At 61.8% G+C, this 15,727-nt stretch carries 13 protein-coding genes and 2 pseudogenes; 10 read left to right on the top strand and 5 right to left on the bottom strand.

Going from position 1 to position 15,727, the window contains the following annotated elements; all coding sequences use genetic code 11:
- Positions 1–548: 548 nt before the first annotated feature.
- Positions 549–1,550, bottom strand: coding sequence for a LysR family transcriptional regulator (locus QOC89_RS26765; RefSeq protein ID WP_323047784.1), 1,002 nt, complete (start codon positions 1,548–1,550; stop codon positions 549–551).
- A 202-nt stretch (positions 1,551–1,752) separates the two neighbouring features.
- On the opposite strand from QOC89_RS26765, the gene QOC89_RS26760 reads away from it, so the two are divergent.
- The 3 genes from QOC89_RS26760 (at position 1,753) to QOC89_RS26750 (ending at position 6,029) form a co-directional block, all read left to right on the top strand.
- Positions 1,753–3,924 carry an FUSC family protein gene (locus QOC89_RS26760; RefSeq protein WP_323047783.1) on the top strand — a complete coding sequence of 724 codons (2,172 nt, stop codon included), beginning with the start codon at positions 1,753–1,755 and terminating at the stop codon, positions 3,922–3,924.
- A gap of 185 nt (positions 3,925–4,109) precedes the next feature.
- The gene (locus QOC89_RS26755) at positions 4,110–4,325 is read left to right on the top strand and encodes a hypothetical protein (RefSeq protein WP_323047785.1); all 216 of its coding nucleotides are present in this window, start codon (positions 4,110–4,112) and stop codon (positions 4,323–4,325) included.
- A gap of 189 nt (positions 4,326–4,514) precedes the next feature.
- Positions 4,515–6,029, top strand: coding sequence for an acetyl-CoA hydrolase/transferase family protein (locus tag QOC89_RS26750; protein WP_323047782.1), 1,515 nt, complete (start codon positions 4,515–4,517; stop codon positions 6,027–6,029).
- A 64-nt stretch (positions 6,030–6,093) separates the two neighbouring features.
- Here QOC89_RS26750 and QOC89_RS26745 read toward each other — a convergent pair whose 3' ends face one another.
- The gene (locus tag QOC89_RS26745) at positions 6,094–6,348 is read right to left on the bottom strand and encodes a GlsB/YeaQ/YmgE family stress response membrane protein (RefSeq protein WP_028197420.1); all 255 of its coding nucleotides are present in this window, start codon (positions 6,346–6,348) and stop codon (positions 6,094–6,096) included.
- A 163-nt stretch (positions 6,349–6,511) separates the two neighbouring features.
- Positions 6,512–6,751: pseudogene (locus QOC89_RS26740) on the bottom strand (MgtC/SapB family protein); the annotation flags it as partial.
- A 661-nt stretch (positions 6,752–7,412) separates the two neighbouring features.
- Between QOC89_RS26740 and QOC89_RS26735 the strand changes: the two are divergent.
- Positions 7,413–7,934, top strand: coding sequence for a hypothetical protein (locus tag QOC89_RS26735; protein WP_323047781.1), 522 nt, complete (start codon positions 7,413–7,415; stop codon positions 7,932–7,934).
- 134 nt (positions 7,935–8,068) lie between these two features.
- Here the strand turns inward: QOC89_RS26735 and QOC89_RS26730 are convergent, their stop codons facing one another.
- Positions 8,069–9,232, bottom strand: a complete 1,164-nt coding sequence (locus QOC89_RS26730; RefSeq protein WP_323047780.1) for a metallophosphoesterase — start codon at positions 9,230–9,232, stop codon at positions 8,069–8,071.
- A gap of 377 nt (positions 9,233–9,609) precedes the next feature.
- Between QOC89_RS26730 and QOC89_RS26725 the strand changes: the two genes are divergently transcribed.
- A complete protein-coding gene (locus QOC89_RS26725) occupies positions 9,610–9,939 on the top strand; it encodes a hypothetical protein (protein ID WP_323047779.1) in 330 nt (109 codons plus the stop codon).
- 23 nt (positions 9,940–9,962) lie between these two features.
- Here the strand turns inward: QOC89_RS26725 and QOC89_RS26720 are convergent, their stop codons facing one another.
- Complete coding sequence (locus QOC89_RS26720; protein WP_323047778.1) at positions 9,963–10,547, bottom strand: malonic semialdehyde reductase; 585 nt, start codon at positions 10,545–10,547, stop codon at positions 9,963–9,965.
- Positions 10,548–10,692: 145 nt separating this feature from the next.
- On the opposite strand from QOC89_RS26720, the gene QOC89_RS26715 reads away from it, so the two are divergent.
- The 5 genes and pseudogenes from QOC89_RS26715 to QOC89_RS26695 all read left to right on the top strand — a co-directional run.
- Positions 10,693–11,304 carry an alpha-ketoglutarate-dependent dioxygenase AlkB family protein gene (locus tag QOC89_RS26715; RefSeq protein WP_323047777.1) on the top strand — a complete coding sequence of 204 codons (612 nt, stop codon included), beginning with the start codon at positions 10,693–10,695 and terminating at the stop codon, positions 11,302–11,304.
- A 323-nt stretch (positions 11,305–11,627) separates the two neighbouring features.
- Positions 11,628–12,614 carry an ABC transporter substrate-binding protein gene (locus QOC89_RS26710; RefSeq protein ID WP_323047776.1) on the top strand — a complete coding sequence of 329 codons (987 nt, stop codon included), beginning with the start codon at positions 11,628–11,630 and terminating at the stop codon, positions 12,612–12,614.
- A 232-nt stretch (positions 12,615–12,846) separates the two neighbouring features.
- Complete coding sequence (locus QOC89_RS26705) at positions 12,847–14,472, top strand: sugar ABC transporter ATP-binding protein (protein ID WP_323047775.1); 1,626 nt, start codon at positions 12,847–12,849, stop codon at positions 14,470–14,472.
- Positions 14,469–15,500 carry an ABC transporter permease gene (locus tag QOC89_RS26700; RefSeq protein ID WP_323047774.1) on the top strand — a complete coding sequence of 344 codons (1,032 nt, stop codon included), beginning with the start codon at positions 14,469–14,471 and terminating at the stop codon, positions 15,498–15,500. The genes QOC89_RS26705 and QOC89_RS26700 overlap by 4 nt, the downstream gene beginning before the upstream one ends.
- Positions 15,497–15,727: pseudogene (locus QOC89_RS26695) on the top strand (sugar ABC transporter permease YjfF); the annotation flags it as partial. The gene QOC89_RS26700 and the pseudogene QOC89_RS26695, both read left to right, overlap by 4 nt.

Below are 15,727 nucleotides of genomic sequence, written 5' to 3'. Positions count from 1 at the left end.
GAACAGGACCGTGAAACGACTCCACGCCGATGATAGTGCGGATTCCCGTGTGAAAGTAGGTAATCGTCAGGCTCCCCAGCAGCAACAGAAACCCCACCCCCAGAAGGTGGGGTTTCTGCGTTTACCGTCCCGAAACAAACGGGCAAACGCAAAAAACGGGCAAAGCAGCGCCGGCTCAGGCACACGGCTCAGGCACACGGCTCCGGCAAAGAACGCCCCCGCAAACGGGTGCAGACCGCGTGCTTCGCCCCCGCCGTCATCACCGCGACGGCGGCACGCTCACGCCCGGACCGGGACCGCGTCCCCGCAACTGTCCGCCGCTCTGTCCGTCACAACGGCCGGCTCCGCAAACATCGAATGGCCTGATCTGGAACATCGCCCGACCTTGCCCAAATACCCCAATCTTCCAGTGCTCACTCCTTTCCCAACCAAAAATTGCCGCTCCCTTGCAGCCCCCTTGTTGCCATCGCAAATGGGGCCTGCCACTCACTAATCACGTCGCTGTCTTACTCAGGCGCGGTCTTCGCACTTCGTCTGCAAAGTCTGCGTCAATCCGCAGCCACGTCCCTGTCCTCAATGCCGCCGGCCTGTGCAGGCGCCAAACCATCGGCTGCATACATCTGGCCGACCTCAGCAAGCAACGCCTCGTCGCGTGCAATCATCTTCGGCAGATGCGTGCGTAAGAACTCGACCCACGTCCGCGTCTTAGCGTCGATAAACTTGCGTGACGGATATAGCGCGTAAACGTTCGTCTTCTGCAGCGTATAGTCGGGCAGCACGCGGATTAACGTCCCGTCACGTAACCCGGCAATCGCCGCGTAGAGCGGCACCATACCAATGCCCATTCCTTCGTGAATCGCGACGATCAGCGATTCCGCGATATTCACGTGCACAGGGCCGTTCACTTCCATCACCTCGCTGCCGTGCGGACCGTCGAGCACCCATTCGTGGGGTGGAAATGCAGGCGTGTGCAGAATCAAACACTCGTGATCCGCCAGATCGCTTGGCTGTTGCGGTGTGCCATGAGCGCGCACGTACGTAGGCGATGCACACAAGATGCTGAACGTTGTACCAAGCGGGAGCGAAACGAGATCCGAATTGGGCAAAGTCGAGGCGCTGATCACGGCGACGTCGGCACTCCCCTCGAACAGATCTGGCATCCGCTGCGATAACGTCAGCTCGACAGTCACTTCAGGATAAAGTGCGCGATACCGGGAAACAGCCGGCAGCACGTAATGCTGGCCGATGCTGGCGAAGCTGTGCATGCGCAACGCGCCGCTGGGGCGTTCGTGGGCACAGCTTGCTTCTTCTTCCGCGGTGTCGACATCTGCAAGGATCTGCTGAGATCGCTTCAGGTACCGCTCGCCGGCAGTGGTGAGCGCGAGTCGCCGCGTCGACCGGTTCAGCAAGCGCGTGCGCAGATGAGCTTCGAGCTCCGAGACGGCGCGGGACATCGCGCCTGTCGTCGAGTTGAGCGACTGCGCGGCGGCGGTAAAACTACCCGCCTCGACCACGCGTACGAACACTCGCATATTTTGTAACGTATCCATCGATCCTTCTATTTCACGGCCGAAGCCGTATTGTCCGCCTGTCCCGCGAGCTCATTGTTGTTCGTTCTGGAAGGGACGTTCCGCGGCCATTGTATTAATACAAGCAGCACATGCTTCTACAATCGGCGCCTTGCCTGCCGGTGTGCGCAGCAGCGTTCACCGGTGCTTCCTTCAGCGACAAACCAGGGCGCGCTGCTTTCTGATGAAACGCCAACATGCGATCAAACCGACGGCGGATTCCCGCCCGCAGTGGAGCGTCATGTTGCCAACACTCAGTCCGGCCATTCGCGACTGGGCGAACAGCGACGGCCTGATCTGGCTGCATCTGCTGAAAACGGTCACCGCGGGTCTGCTGGCGCTGGGTATTGCGATGTTGCTGGATCTGCGGCAGCCCCGCATCGCGATGACGACAGTGTTCGTGCTGATGCAGCCATTCAGTGGCATGGTGCTCGCCAAGAGTTTCTATCGGATTCTCGGCACCGCCGTGGGCACGATCGCGGCCTTGGCCATCGGGGCGGTGTGCGTGCAGCAACCCGAGTTGTACATGCTCGGCATGATTGGCTGGGTGAGCGCCTGTATCGCAGCAGCGGTCCGATATCGGCATTTCAGATGGTACGGTTTCGTGTTGGCGGGTTATACCGCTGCCCTGATCGGCATTCCAAATGTCATGGCGCCTCACAGCCTGTTTCTCGCGGCGCTTACGCGCGCGGCGGAAGTGGCGGTCGGCATCGTGTGCTCGAGCGCGGTGAGCGCGCTGGTTGTGCCGCAGCGTTCCAGCCTTGCATTGCGGCGCGCGCTCCACATTCGATACATGAATTTTACTGCGTTCGCTGCCGAGGTGCTGGCTCGCGGCATCGAGCGCGGCCAGTTTGAACGCCGCTTTGCGGATCTCGTCGACGAGATCGTCGGCTTTGAAGCGACGCGGACATTTGCTGCCTTCGAAGATCCGGCCATGCGTTCCCGCAGCCAGCATCTCGGCCGTCTGAACGGCGAATTCATGGACGCGTGCGCGCGACTTCATGCGCTGCACCAGTTGCTCAAACGTCTGCGCGTGAACGGCTCCGGCCGAATAGTCGATGCCATTACGCCGTACTTCCACGAGCTGTCGGTATGGCTGGCATCACCCAAGGACATAAACGCAAACGCGGACGCCGCGCACGTGGCCGCCGCTCTACGGCTCTTCCAGGCAAGCTTGCCGCGGCGCGTGCGCGAAACGAGACGGCCGCTGGAAGTCGCACCCGCTGAATCGCTGGCGGATTTCGATACGGCTGCGGAACTGCTATATCGTTTTGTCGACGAATGGATCCGTTACTCCGAGACTTACGCATCGCTGGCTCAGCGCAAGCCTGGCGCAGAGCAGCGCGCGCCCGGTGGCTATATGAGCAAGACGAACGGCTTTGTGGTCGCGTTTACCTTTGCCAGGTCGGCAGTGGTCATGGCGATCGCCGGCTGGTTCTGGATCGCCACCGACTGGCCCAGCGGCGGTCTGGCGGTGATCGGCGCGGCGCTTGTCTGCGCGTTGACGTCGACCGCGCCGAACGCATCGAAAATGGCCGTGCAGATGGCCGTCGGAGCAGTGCTGGCGACCATGACCGGCTACCTTTTTACGTGCTATGTCTATCCGAACATCGACGGTTTTCCGCTGCTTTGCGTGACGCTTACCCCGGTACTCGCATTCGGCGCCTTCATCGCATCGCGCAAGCTCACAGCAGGATATGGCATCGGCTTTTCGGTGTTCTTCTGCCTGCTCGCCGTCCCAGACAACGTCGTCACGTATGCGCCCGATCTGCTGATCAACAACGGCATAGCGATCACGGCCTCGCTTTTGCTCGCGGCGATCGCTTTCGCGGTGGTTTTTCCAGCGGATATGCCGTGGCTCACAGAGAGAATCAAGGGCGATTTACGCGCGCAAGTTGTGTCCGCATGCAAGGACGACCTGCCCGGCCTCAATCAGCGCTTTCAGTCGAGCACCCACGATCTGACCTCGCAGTTGCGCATGCTGTTGACACGGCGCTCGCGCCGCCGTCGCGATGCCTTGCGCTGGATGCTCGTCACGCTCGAAGTAGGACACGCCGTGATCGACCTGCGTCATGAAGCGGCGCGTGCCAGCTACGCGCAAGCGCTTCATCCAGGCTGGGCCAGCAGCCTCGCCCAGACCGAAGGCGACCTCGCGCGGCTCTTCACGCGTCCCCACTCGCATGCTCTCGAGCGGGCCCTCATATCCGTGCGCTCAACCACCTGGATCGCTCAGGACGTACTGGAAACCGTTCATACCGACCGCGACAGGCGGCACGACCTGCAGCGCATCCTCAGTTGTCTGCACTTCATCCGTACGGCATTGCTCGATAAAGACGCGCCTTTCAACGCGCGCTGACTCACGCGCGCCGCCCCATGCGCGTCGGACCGGGCCCTCGCCTCGATCCTTCTACCAGATGGAAAGATCACTTCCGTCCAGCCCGGTTTATCCATGTAGATGACAGTCATATAGTTTCACCACTGCCACGCAATCCCCTTAAAGGGAGTTTCTGCGAGACGGAATCGTAAGTATTGGAGAACGAAATGAATGTGTTGAAGATTGCCTTGATTGCCTGCTCTTTGTCCGCTGTTGTCGCTCATGCACAGACCGCACCGGCTGCCCCGGAACAACAGGTCGCGCAAGCACACGCGCCGCGCGCCAACAACGTCGCCGAGCAAAATCGCGTCACTGTACCGAAGGCCAAGGCCGAAGAGTGCGTCGGGCCCGTGAGCTTCTGCAATATCTACTTCGGCAGCTAAACAGCGCCACGAGCAGCATCAGCGGTACCGCAAGATCTGTCGCGGGAATTTTTCACGCGACGAAACACCTGGCCGCGACGCCGTCCCATCGAGACGCCGCGGCGGGTGCGACAATCTGGCTACTGAGCGAAGCACACCGCAGACGTGCGCACCGGTAGACTGGACTGGTGACTATGGAGAGACTCAGTCATGTATCAAGACCGGATTCGTTGCCCCGCGCTATGCGGGAAAATCACCTCAGCCGCAGAGGCAGCGCTTCTGATTCAGGACGGCATGCACGTCGGCGCCAGCGGTTTTACGCGCGCGGGCGACGCCAAGGCTGTCCCTGTCGCACTCGCCGAGCGGGTTCGTCAGGAAGGCAAGCCGCTGCAAATTACGTTGATGACCGGCGCATCGCTCGGCCATGACGTGGATCGCATGCTCACCGAGGCGCATGTGTTAGCGCGCCGCTTGCCGTTTCAGGTCGACAAGACTTTGCGCGATGCGATCAATCGCGGCGAAGTCATGTTTGTCGATCAACATTTGTCCGAGACCGTCGAGATGCTGCGTGCAAATCAACTCGGCAAGCTCGACATCGCCATTATCGAAGCCACCGCGATCACGGAAACCGGTGGCATCGTGCCGACAACCTCTGTCGGTAACTCGGCCAGCTTCGCGATCCTCGCTGACAAGGTCATCGTCGAAATCAATCTCGCACAGCCGCTCGCTCTCGAAGGGCTGCACGATATCTGGATTCCGGGCCGCAGACCGAATCGCGAACCGCTGCCGATCGTGCGTCCGCAAGACCGTGTCGGCACGCCGGCCATCCAGATTCCGCTGGACAAAATCGCGGCCATCGTGATTACCGACAAGGCGGATAGTCCGTCCACGGTGCTGCCCGCGGATCCGGAAACGGAACTGATCGCCGGCCACCTGATTGCGTTTTTCGAACACGAAGTGTCGCGCGGGCGCATGCCCCGACACTTGCCGCCGTTGCAGGCGGGCATCGGCACGATTGCCAATGCGGTGCTGGCCGGCTTCGTCGATTCGCCCTTCGGGGCGTTCGAGATTTACTCAGAAGTACTGCAGGATTCGACCTTCGATCTGATGGACGCCGGCAAGGTGACGTTCGCCTCCGGTGCGTCGATCACGTTGTCAGCTGCGCGCCAGGCGCAGGTGTTCGGCGAACTCGAGCGCTATCGTGATCGTCTGGTGCTGCGTCCGCAGGAGGTCAGCAACCATCCTGAAGTGATTCGCCGGCTTGGTTTGATCGCGTTGAATACTGCACTGGAGTTCGACATTTACGGCAATGTGAATTCCACCCACGTGGGCGGGACGCACATGATGAACGGCATTGGCGGCTCGGGCGATTTTGCGCGCAATGCGTCATGCGCGATCTTCGCGACGAAGTCCATGGCGAAGGGCGGCCGCATTTCAAGCGTGGTGCCGATGGTCCCGCACTGCGATCACAACGAACACGACGTGGACGTGGTCGTAACGGAGCAGGGCCTGGCCGACCTGCGTGGCCTCGCGCCACGAGAGCGCGCTATGTTGACTATCGAGAATTGCGCGCATCCGCTCTATCGCGATCTGCTTCGCGATTACTATCGGGACGCCTTGCAATGGGGTGGGCAAACGCCGCATCAGTTGGACCAGGCTTTCGCGTGGCACACGCGGCTGGGTGACACCGGCTCGATGTTGCCTGCAGTGCAGGCGCTTCTCTAACTTCAGGTGAAACCGGCGTCAGGTGGTATCGACCCCCGACGCCGTAAGACATCAGGTGCTGCGCTCAGGTACCGCGCCGGACAAGCCGGATAAGAAATAGCAGAATGACGGCGCCGATCACAGCAGTGATGATCGAACCGATCCAGCCGCCGCCGAGCGAAATGTGCAGCACGCCGGCAAGCCAGCCGCCGATGAACGCACCGACAATCCCGACGATGATGTCGACGATCAGACCGAAGCCGCCGCCCTTGACAAGCACGCCAGCCAGCCAGCCGGCGATTGCGCCGATGATGAGCCATGCAATGATGCCGTGTTCCATAATCGAGACTCCATGGTTGAGTGTGAAAAATTCACGGTGACAGAGCTTAGTCGAAGGTTATGGGACAGTCCATATTCAGGACGCGGAATTAACATTGTCTAAATCTATTGCAAGCTAAGTGTAGACGATGCACGCGAAGATGGGGGAGCTGACGCGTGATGACTCGCATGATCACGCCGCCGCCGAGAAAGCCAACACCGGATACGACATAGGCGGCAATCTGCGTGATGCTAGAGGTGCCGTTTCCGGTGAGCACGCCGAGTGTGACGAACAGACACGCGCCGCTCGCGACCAGCGTGATGGTGCGCAGGCCTGCGTTGCGCTGGCGCATCTGCCGTTCGAGGCCGATCGCGACACCGCAGCTGAAGGCGGCTAAGAGCCGCCAGACGAATTCAATTGTCATCGATAAGAAAGGTTAAGGCGCGTGTTGGCACAGTGTGAACCCGGCGCGTGACAGCGCCACGTGTCCGAAGGTGGAACACGGGCGCGGTCGGGCGTGACGAGGCAAGCGAGCCGCGGCTCGCGCGCTGGAAGTCACTCAGCATCCGCAAGGCATCGAGCCACGCGGCATTTCACGGGTAGTACGAGGATATAAACGAGGTGCACCGTCGGGCCTGAAGGCAAGACGGCGACAGGCAAAGGCTGGCGCGGAAATCTTGCCGATCAGGCGATCGGGCGAATCGAAACTCGACTAGTGCGACTGCTGCTGTCCAAGATCGTGATTCCGGTTAAATGAACTGGGCGAATTTTAGGCAGCTCTGCAAAGTTGAGTCAAGCGGGGGTAAAGCAGGGCGGCGGAAGCCACATGGCGATGCTTGCGGGATTTCTCACGGCCGGCTCAGTATTTTCCTCGCATAAATACGGACTCCGAATGTTGACGATGTTCATCCCGGAAAACACACTGTGCGCACACTTTGAAACACGTTGTGCGGTCTGGCGCTCGATTCGCGTTTCACTTCTCACGGTTTCGTCTGGAAATCGTTCAGTTGTCCTGGCGCTCTTCCAGGCGTATCCGATCCGCACAACATCGTCTCTTTTTCGCTGTCACCCCAATTGAGGAATGTATGAAAAATAAAGCTCTTGGCATCATTGCCGGTGCATTGATTGCTGCTGCTCCGCTCGTGTCGTTTGCCGCCGGTTTGCCCGCGCCGTTTGAAGGCAGCAGCACGCTGCAGGCAGACGGTGTCGTGAAGTTTATCGATCAGGCTAAACATTCGCTGACCGTGCTCGACGCACAGGGCGGCGAAGCTTCGTTCAACATCACCGAGACGGGCAATCTGGCGCAGATCAAGCAGGGGGGCAAGGTCCACATCCGGATGATGCGCAACGCCATGGTCAGCGTTACGCGCGGTGCCGACGGCCACGCGGCTGCTCAAGCGGTACAGCAGAACACGGCGCAGAACGTGACCGCCGAAGTGCAGGCCATCGACCACGCTTCCGGCATCATGGCCCTGAAGAGCCCGAATGGCGCGGTGTTTCATATTCAGGGACGCGAGCCGGCTAAGCTCGCCGGTGTGACGCCTGGAATGCAAGTGTCGGTGGCGTACGCACCGCAAGTCAGCGTGGCCGTGGCGCCCGCGCAGTAATCGCGGTAACGCTTATCAACTGAAGCAGGCGTATCAGCGCCGGAGCGCGAAGGTCCTTTACGGACCTTCGCGCTTTTTATTGCGCAATCCAATATGACTTCGGCGCGGCGCTATTGGACATCCGGTTCGACGCTTCAGTCGGGCTCGCCGGGCACGAGACGCAATCGCGTGATTTCCGAAGGCGCGCCAAGGCGCTTCGGCGGTCCCCAATAGCCGGTGCCGCGACTCGTGTAGACCCATAGGCCATTCAACCGTGCGAGACCTGCAGTGAACGGTTGCTGAAGGCGCACAAAGAAATTCCACGGGAAGAACTGGCCGCCATGCGTGTGGCCGGACAATTGCAGCGTGAAACCCGCTGCGGCGGCGGCTTCGGCTGAGCGCGGCTGGTGCGCGAGCAGGACTTTGATCAGCACGTCGCCAGGCGCGCCGGCGAGGGCCGCGATGGGGTCGCTGCGATGCAACGGGTCATGATGGCCTGCCGAAAAATCGGTTACGCCGGCGATCACGGCGCGCGCGCCGTCATGTTCCACGACCACATGCTCGTTGAGCAGAACGGTCAACCCCAGGCGCCGGAACTCATCGATCCACGCGTTCGCGCCGGCGTAATACTCGTGGTTGCCGGTCACCAAAAACGCGCCGTGACGCGCGCTGAGCCGCGACAGCGGCTGCGTGTGCCTTGACAGTTGCGGCACGCTGCCGTCCACCACATCGCCGGTGACAGCAATCAGATCTGGCTTCAGCCGATTCACCGCGTCGACGATGGCGTCCACATAACGGCCTTTGATGGTCGGGCCGACGTGGATATCGCTGATCTGGACGATCGTGAAGCCGTCGAGCGCCGCCGGCAAATCGTCGATCGGTATCTCGATCGTCACGACCTTGGCGCGGCGCCGTGCGTTGAACAGGCCGACGAGTGTCGAGAGCAGCGCAAGCAACGGTACCGCTGCCGCTGAGCCGGTACGCCAGTGCGCGATGGCAATCGTGTTCGGCCAGATTGCATCGACGGTGAGCAGCGACGCGAGCGCCAGATCGCGCGCGAATGTCAGGACCAGCAGCGACGAGAAGAAACCCATCGCCAGCAGGCCGACCCACGCGAGCCTGTCGCTGAGCGGTTGCTGCTTGATGGTGCGCGCCAGCATGCCGAGCGGAATCAGAAAGATCGACAGCACCAGCCACAATGCGCACGCCCATCGGGCGGCGCCACTAATCGGCATGTCGGGAAGCAGACGAAAGCCGACGTAGATATGCAGCAGGATGCCAATCAGGATGAAGCGAACAAGAAACGATGTGCGGCGCATAGAGAGGATAGAGGCGGGAAGGGGCCGGCTCGAGTGAAAAGACGGCGGCAGCTCGCCAACGGCAACCCTGGAATAGCGGACGAGCCGGACCATTCTACCGAGATGTGCAACGCCGTGCCGACGGCACCAGATTGGCTCACACCTGCTTGCTGAACACGTGCGGGTTCGACGCTTCAGACGGGTGGCGCATTGCAGCAATTCGCCGTCGCCCACAGTCTGGCCGAATTGCATGGCGGGCTAATTAAATGGGCTTTGAATTGTGTTCCGCGTGGACTATTCTCAAATAGAACCCGCCTGGCTGAGGGTCGTTGCGGCCTTGCGATGGTTCGCGATGGGTTCGTTTTGTCGCCGGTAGAGGGCGAGGCAGGAGAGGCATCATGAAACTGCTTGGATCAGGCAATCACGTACGCCACGAACACCACGCGCATCACGTCGGACGAGAGGGCAGCCACGTGATGCTGCCCTTGGTGGGCATATCGCTGATGGCGCTCGCCTTGTACTTCGGCGTGCGCGACATCGACTTCTCCGAGCTGGGCAAAAGCGCGTTATTCGACGTGGTGATGGTATGCGTCGCACTGGGCATCGCAGGGCTGTTCGGCGTGGTCGGCGCGTGGTTGCGTTCCAATGGCGATGACGCCGACGAAGGCTTCTGTTTCATCGGTGCGTTGATCGGCGCGGTGGTGTTCTACGTGGCGCTCTTCAGATAAACGCACCGGCGGCCATTGGCATGTCAGAGGATCCGGGCCGCTTCGTCGAAGGCGAAGCGCGGGCTGCGCGGGAATAGCTTCGACGGGTCACCGTAGCCCAGATTGATCAGGAAGTTGGACTTCACGCTCGTGCCGGCGAAGAAGGCCTCGTCGACCTTGGCGGCGTCGAAGCCCGACATTGGGCCGGTGTCCAGACCGAGCGCGCGGGCTGCGAGAATCAGATAGCCGCCTTGCAGCGTCGAGTTGCGAAAAGCCGTATCCGCGATCGCCTTGTCGTTGCCGGCGAACCAGCTGCGCGCGTCGGCATGCGGGAACAGTTTGGGCAGATGCTCGTAAAACGCCATGTCCATCCCGACGATCACCGTGACGGGCGCCGCCATCGTTTTCTCGAGATTACCCGCCGACAGCGCCGGACGCAGCTTCTCTTTGCCTTCAGGTGTTTTCACGTAAACGAAGCGGCCGGGGCTCGAATTGGCCGAAGTCGGCCCGAGCAGCACGAGCTGCGTGAGTTGCCGGAGCACGGCGTCGTCGACCGGTTTGGCCTGCCAGCCGTTATGTGTGCGCGCTTCGCGAAACAGCTGATCGAGCGCCTGATCGGAAAGAATCATGGTAGGGGTCCTTTGCAGTAGCAGAGCGAGAAAAGCACGATGAAAGCGCAAACCATTGGTGTGTGCGTCATCGTCGTTGCCGCCATAATAGCCAGGGTTCTCAATCGCGCATGCACCGCGTGCGCAATCGCATTCAGGAAATATCATGGCGGACCTTTTCGATAACCTTCCGGCGCCCGACGTGGACTGGTATCCCGAGTGGCTCGCGCCCGGGGCCGCTGCGCGCGCTTTAACGCAACTCATCGACGAAGTCGAATGGCGTCAGGACATGATGGGTACGCCGGCCGGCCGCGTGCCGCTGCCGCGGCTGACTGCCTGGCAGGGCGAGCCCGACGCGGTCTACGTCTACTCCGGAATTCGCAACCTGCCGCAAGCGTGGACCCGGACCGTCGCCGAACTGCGTGCCGCCGCCGAGGCAGCTTGCCACGCGCGCTTCAATAGCGTGCTGCTCAATCGCTATCGCAGCGGCACCGACAGCATGGGCTGGCATGCCGACCGCGAGCCCGAGCTCGGCGCTCGGCCGGTGATTGCGTCAATCAGCCTGGGCGTGGCGCGCACCTTCGATTTGCGGCACAACAAGACCGGCGTCGTGCAGTCGTTTTCGCTGAAGGGCGGCAGCTTGCTGGTGATGAAGGGTGACACGCAGGCCGACTGGCGGCATCGCGTGCCGAAGGAGCCGCGGGTGGCCGGAGAGCGAATCAATCTGACGTTTCGGTGGGTAACGCCGCGAAGCCGCGTCGAGCCAGCAAGCACATGAGCGCGGAAGCACGCAGGCACGCAGGCACGCAGGCACGCAAGCACGCAAGCACGTAAGCACGTAAGCACGTAAGCACCTAAGAAGCGCACTCAACGTCGCTCTCCATCACCGTTCGCGCCGCAGCGAACCGCACCGCATTGCCTACGCCCACGACACAGCCGACACCGCCCGCGATACCGAAATTGGTATCGCCGACGCGAATCATATGATTGGACGGTTAACGCCCCAGACACTACGCTACATCACGATCCACGCACCGTGAGGGCTGCAACCGCCGGGCGGGTTCGATGGATCGCCTACACAACAACGATCAGGAGACAGTCATGGCGAATACACGACGCGCCGCATGTCGTGCGTTGGGCGCGCTCGCGCTTTGCTCGAGCCTCGGCGCTCTGGCGCTGACAACGCCGGGTGCTTACGCGCAGGACAAACAGATCACACTCGGCTTCGCGCAGGTCGGCGCCGAAAGTGCATGGCGAACCGCCAATACCGAGTCGGTGAAATCCGCGGCCGCGGACGCGAAGATCAAGCTCAAATTCTCCGACGCCCAGCAAAAGCAGGAAAACCAGATCAAGGCGATCCGCTCCTACATCGCGCAGAAAGTCGATGTGATCGCATTCTCTCCGGTTGTCGAATCCGGCTGGGAGCCGGTACTGCGCGAAGCCAAAGCCGCCAAGATTCCGGTGATCCTGACCGACCGCAACATCGACGTGAAAGACACGTCGTTGTACGTGACGATGATCGGCTCGGACTTCATGGAAGAGGGCCGGCGCGGTGGTCATTGGCTGGCAGATCACTATAAGAGCGATCCAGGTCCCATCAACATCGCGGAACTGCAGGGAACGGTCGGCTCGGCGCCGGCCAATGACCGGCATTCCGGCCTGATCGAAGTGATCAAAAGCGATCCCAAATTCAAGATCATTGCGTCGCAAAGCGGCGATTTCACCCTTGCCGGCGGCAAGCAGGTGATGGAAGCGTTTATAAAAACTTATGGAAATAAAATAAATGTAGTTTATGCGCATAACGACGATATGGCGCTCGGCGCCATCCAGGCGATGGAAGAGGCCGGCATGCATCCGGGCAAAGACATCACCGTCGTTTCGTTCGACGCGACCAAGGGCGGCTTCCAGGCGATGGCCGCGGGCAAGATGAACGTCGACGTGGAATGCAGCCCGTTGCTGGGACCGCAGCTGATGTCGGCGGTCAAGGACGTGGTGGCCGGCAAGCCGTTGCCCAAGCGCATCCTGACGGAAGAGACTGTTTTCCCGATGAGCGTCGCGGCGCAGACTCTGCCGACGCGCAAGTACTGAAGCGGACGCCATTGACGCCGAGTCGGGTGGCCAACTGATTAGCTATCCAGACAATGCAATAGCCGCAGGATAAAAGCTGTACGGACAGATTGCAGGGTTTCTCCAGTGGTGCCTGACCGCCCGGCTGCTTCGGCAGCGGGCGGTCTCTTTTCCGCTGACGCTGAGGCAGGTCGCGCCCACCCTGGCCCGCCTGTGCCCACCCGACCAACGCACCGCCGATCGAGCGAGGTCTATGACGCATCCCGCTTCTGAACCGAATCCACCGGCCGCCGGCTCCCCTTCCAACGGCGCCATCACAGGCGACGCTCGAGCCAGCGCCGCCTCGAGTGCACTCGAGCCCATTCTGGCCACTGCCGGTGTCAGCAAGACGTTTCCAGGCGTGAAAGCGCTGCAGCGAGTCGACTTCCGCCTGTTTCCCGGTGAAATCCACACGCTGATGGGGCAGAACGGTGCCGGCAAATCCACCCTGATCAACGTGTTGACCGGCGTGGTCGCGCCCGACGCCGGCACGATCCGCCTCGCCGGCGAGATCGTGGCGTTCGCTTCGCCGCAGGAGGCGGAAGCGGCCGGCGTGCGCACGCTGTATCAGGAAGTGAACCTATGCCCGAACCTCTCGGTGGCGGAGAACATCTTTGCGGGCCGGCAGCCAAAGCGTTTTGGCGCGATCGATTGGCCCGACATCAAGCGCCGCGCGCAGGCCGCGCTTCTTCGTCTCGACGTGACACTCGATGTCACGCGCTCGCTCGATGCCTATCCGATCGCCGTGCAGCAGATGGTGGCGATCGCCAGAGCGCTATCGGTCGACGCACGCGTACTGATCCTCGACGAGCCGACCTCCAGCCTCGACGACGGAGAAGTTGCCCAGCTGTTCAAAATACTTCGCCATCTTAAGCAATCGGGTATCGCGATTCTGTTTGTCACGCATTTTATCGAGCAGACGTATGCGATTTCCGATCGCATCACGGTGATGCGCAACGGCGAACGCGAAGGCGAATACCTCGCGCGCGATCTGCCGGCCGATCAACTGGTCGCGAAGATGGTCGGTCACGAACGCATGAGCGCGCGCTTGCGCGAAGCGGCGCATGACGGCCACACCACGCACGAAGGACCAGAGAGCAAGCAGTCCGTTCAGCCGTTCGTCGAACTGCGCGGCGTCGGACGGCGCGGCACGCTGCAGCCGATCGACCTCGACGTGCAGCCGGGCCAGATCCTGGGCCTTGCCGGCCTGCTAGGCTCGGGCCGCACGGAGACCGCGCGGTTGCTGTTCGGCGCGGACCGCGCCGACAGCGGCACGATCCTGGTCGAAGGCCGTCCTGTGCGGCTGCGTTCACCGCGCGATGCCGTGCGTCACGGCATCGGCTACTGCGCGGAGGATCGCAAGAAAGAGGGCATCGTCGCCGAACTGTCGATCCGCGAGAACATTCTGCTGGCGTTGCAGGCGCGGCGCGGCTGGTGGCGCAAGATCAAACGGCATCGCGCGCATGAAATCGCGGACCTGTGGATCGAGCGCCTCGGCATCAAGGCGACGGACGCCGAACAGCCGATCGGGCTGCTCTCCGGCGGCAACCAGCAAAAGGCGTTGCTGGCGCGCTGGCTCGCCACCAATCCCAAACTGCTGATTCTCGACGAACCCACCCGCGGCATCGACGTCGCCGCCAAGTTCGACATCATGGACCGCCTGCTGGCGCTGTGCGCGAACGGTTTGAGCATCCTGTTCATTTCGTCCGAGATCGGCGAGGTGCTGCGCGTCAGTCATCGTGTGGCGGTGCTGCGCGATCGCCGCAAGATCGCTGAAGTGGCCGGCAAGGCGTCGAACGAAGACAACATCTATCGACTCATCGCGGGGAGCGGCGAATGAAGCTATCGAACTGGTTCGCGCGCGATGGCGCGGAACGTCCGCTGATCTGGCCGTGCGTCACGCTGGTGCTGTTGTGCGTCCTGAACCTGTGGGTGAATCCGCATTTTCTTTCTTTAAGAATGCTCGACGGCCATCTGTTCGGCGCGCCGATCGACGTCCTGAATCGCGCAGCGCCGCTGGTACTGGTCGCCACCGGCATGACACTGGTGATCGCGACACGCGGCATCGATATTTCGGTCGGCGCGGTCGTGGCGATTGCCGGGGCCGCCGCGGCCACGATACTCGCGACGCAACCCGAGCCGAGCGCCGGATCGATCGCGCAGGCGCTGGTGGCGGCGTTGATCGTCGGCGTGTTGAGCGGCATGTGGAATGGGCTGCTGGTGTCGTTCGTCGGCATGCAGCCGATCATCGCCACGTTGATCCTGATGGTCGCGGGCCGTGGCATCGCGCAATTGTTGACGGCGGGGCAGATCATTCCAATCGGCGCAGCGGGCTATCTGTTCGTCGGCGGCGGCTATTGGCTTGGCGTGCCGTGCTCTGTGTGGATCGCGAGCGTGGCCGTGCTGGCCACCGCGGTGCTCGTTGAAGGCACCGCGCTCGGCCTCTTCATTCGCGCGATCGGCGTCAATCCGGTGGCGACGCGCCTCGTCGGCCTGCGCTCCAAGGCGCTGGTATTCGCCGTGTACGGCTTCTCGGGATTGACCGCCGCGATGGCGGGCATCCTCATCAGCTCGAACGTGCGTAGCGCGGATGGCAACAACGCGGGCCTGCTGCTCGAACTCGATGCGATTCTGGCGGTGACGCTCGGCGGCACGTCGCTGCTCGGCGGCCGCTTCAGTCTGACGGGCACCGTGCTGGGCGCGCTGATCATCCAGACGCTTACCTACACGACCTATTCGATCGGCGTACCGCCGGAAGCGACGCTCGTCGTCAAGGCGGCCGTGGTGCTCGCGGTGAGCGTGATCCAGTCGCCCTCGGCGCGCGCGCTCGCCATGTCGCTCTTCACGCAGCGCGGGGTGGCGCGATGAGACGACTCCTCGAAGCCTGGGCCCATATCGTCGATCCGCGCACACTGCCGATCGCCGTCACCATTCTGTTGTTTTGCGCGCTATTCGGTTTCGGCTCGGTGATGTACACCGGCTTTTTCTCGTGGCAAGTGCTGCTCGATCTGCTGGTGGACAACGCCTTCCTGCTGATCGTCGCGATCGGTATGACGTTCGTGATCGTGTCCGGCGGAATCGATCTGTCGGTGGGT

The organism is Paraburkholderia sp., from assembly GCF_034668105.1.
GTDB lineage: Bacteria > Pseudomonadota > Gammaproteobacteria > Burkholderiales > Burkholderiaceae > Paraburkholderia.
This window is presented reverse-complemented; position numbering and strand designations above follow the sequence as displayed.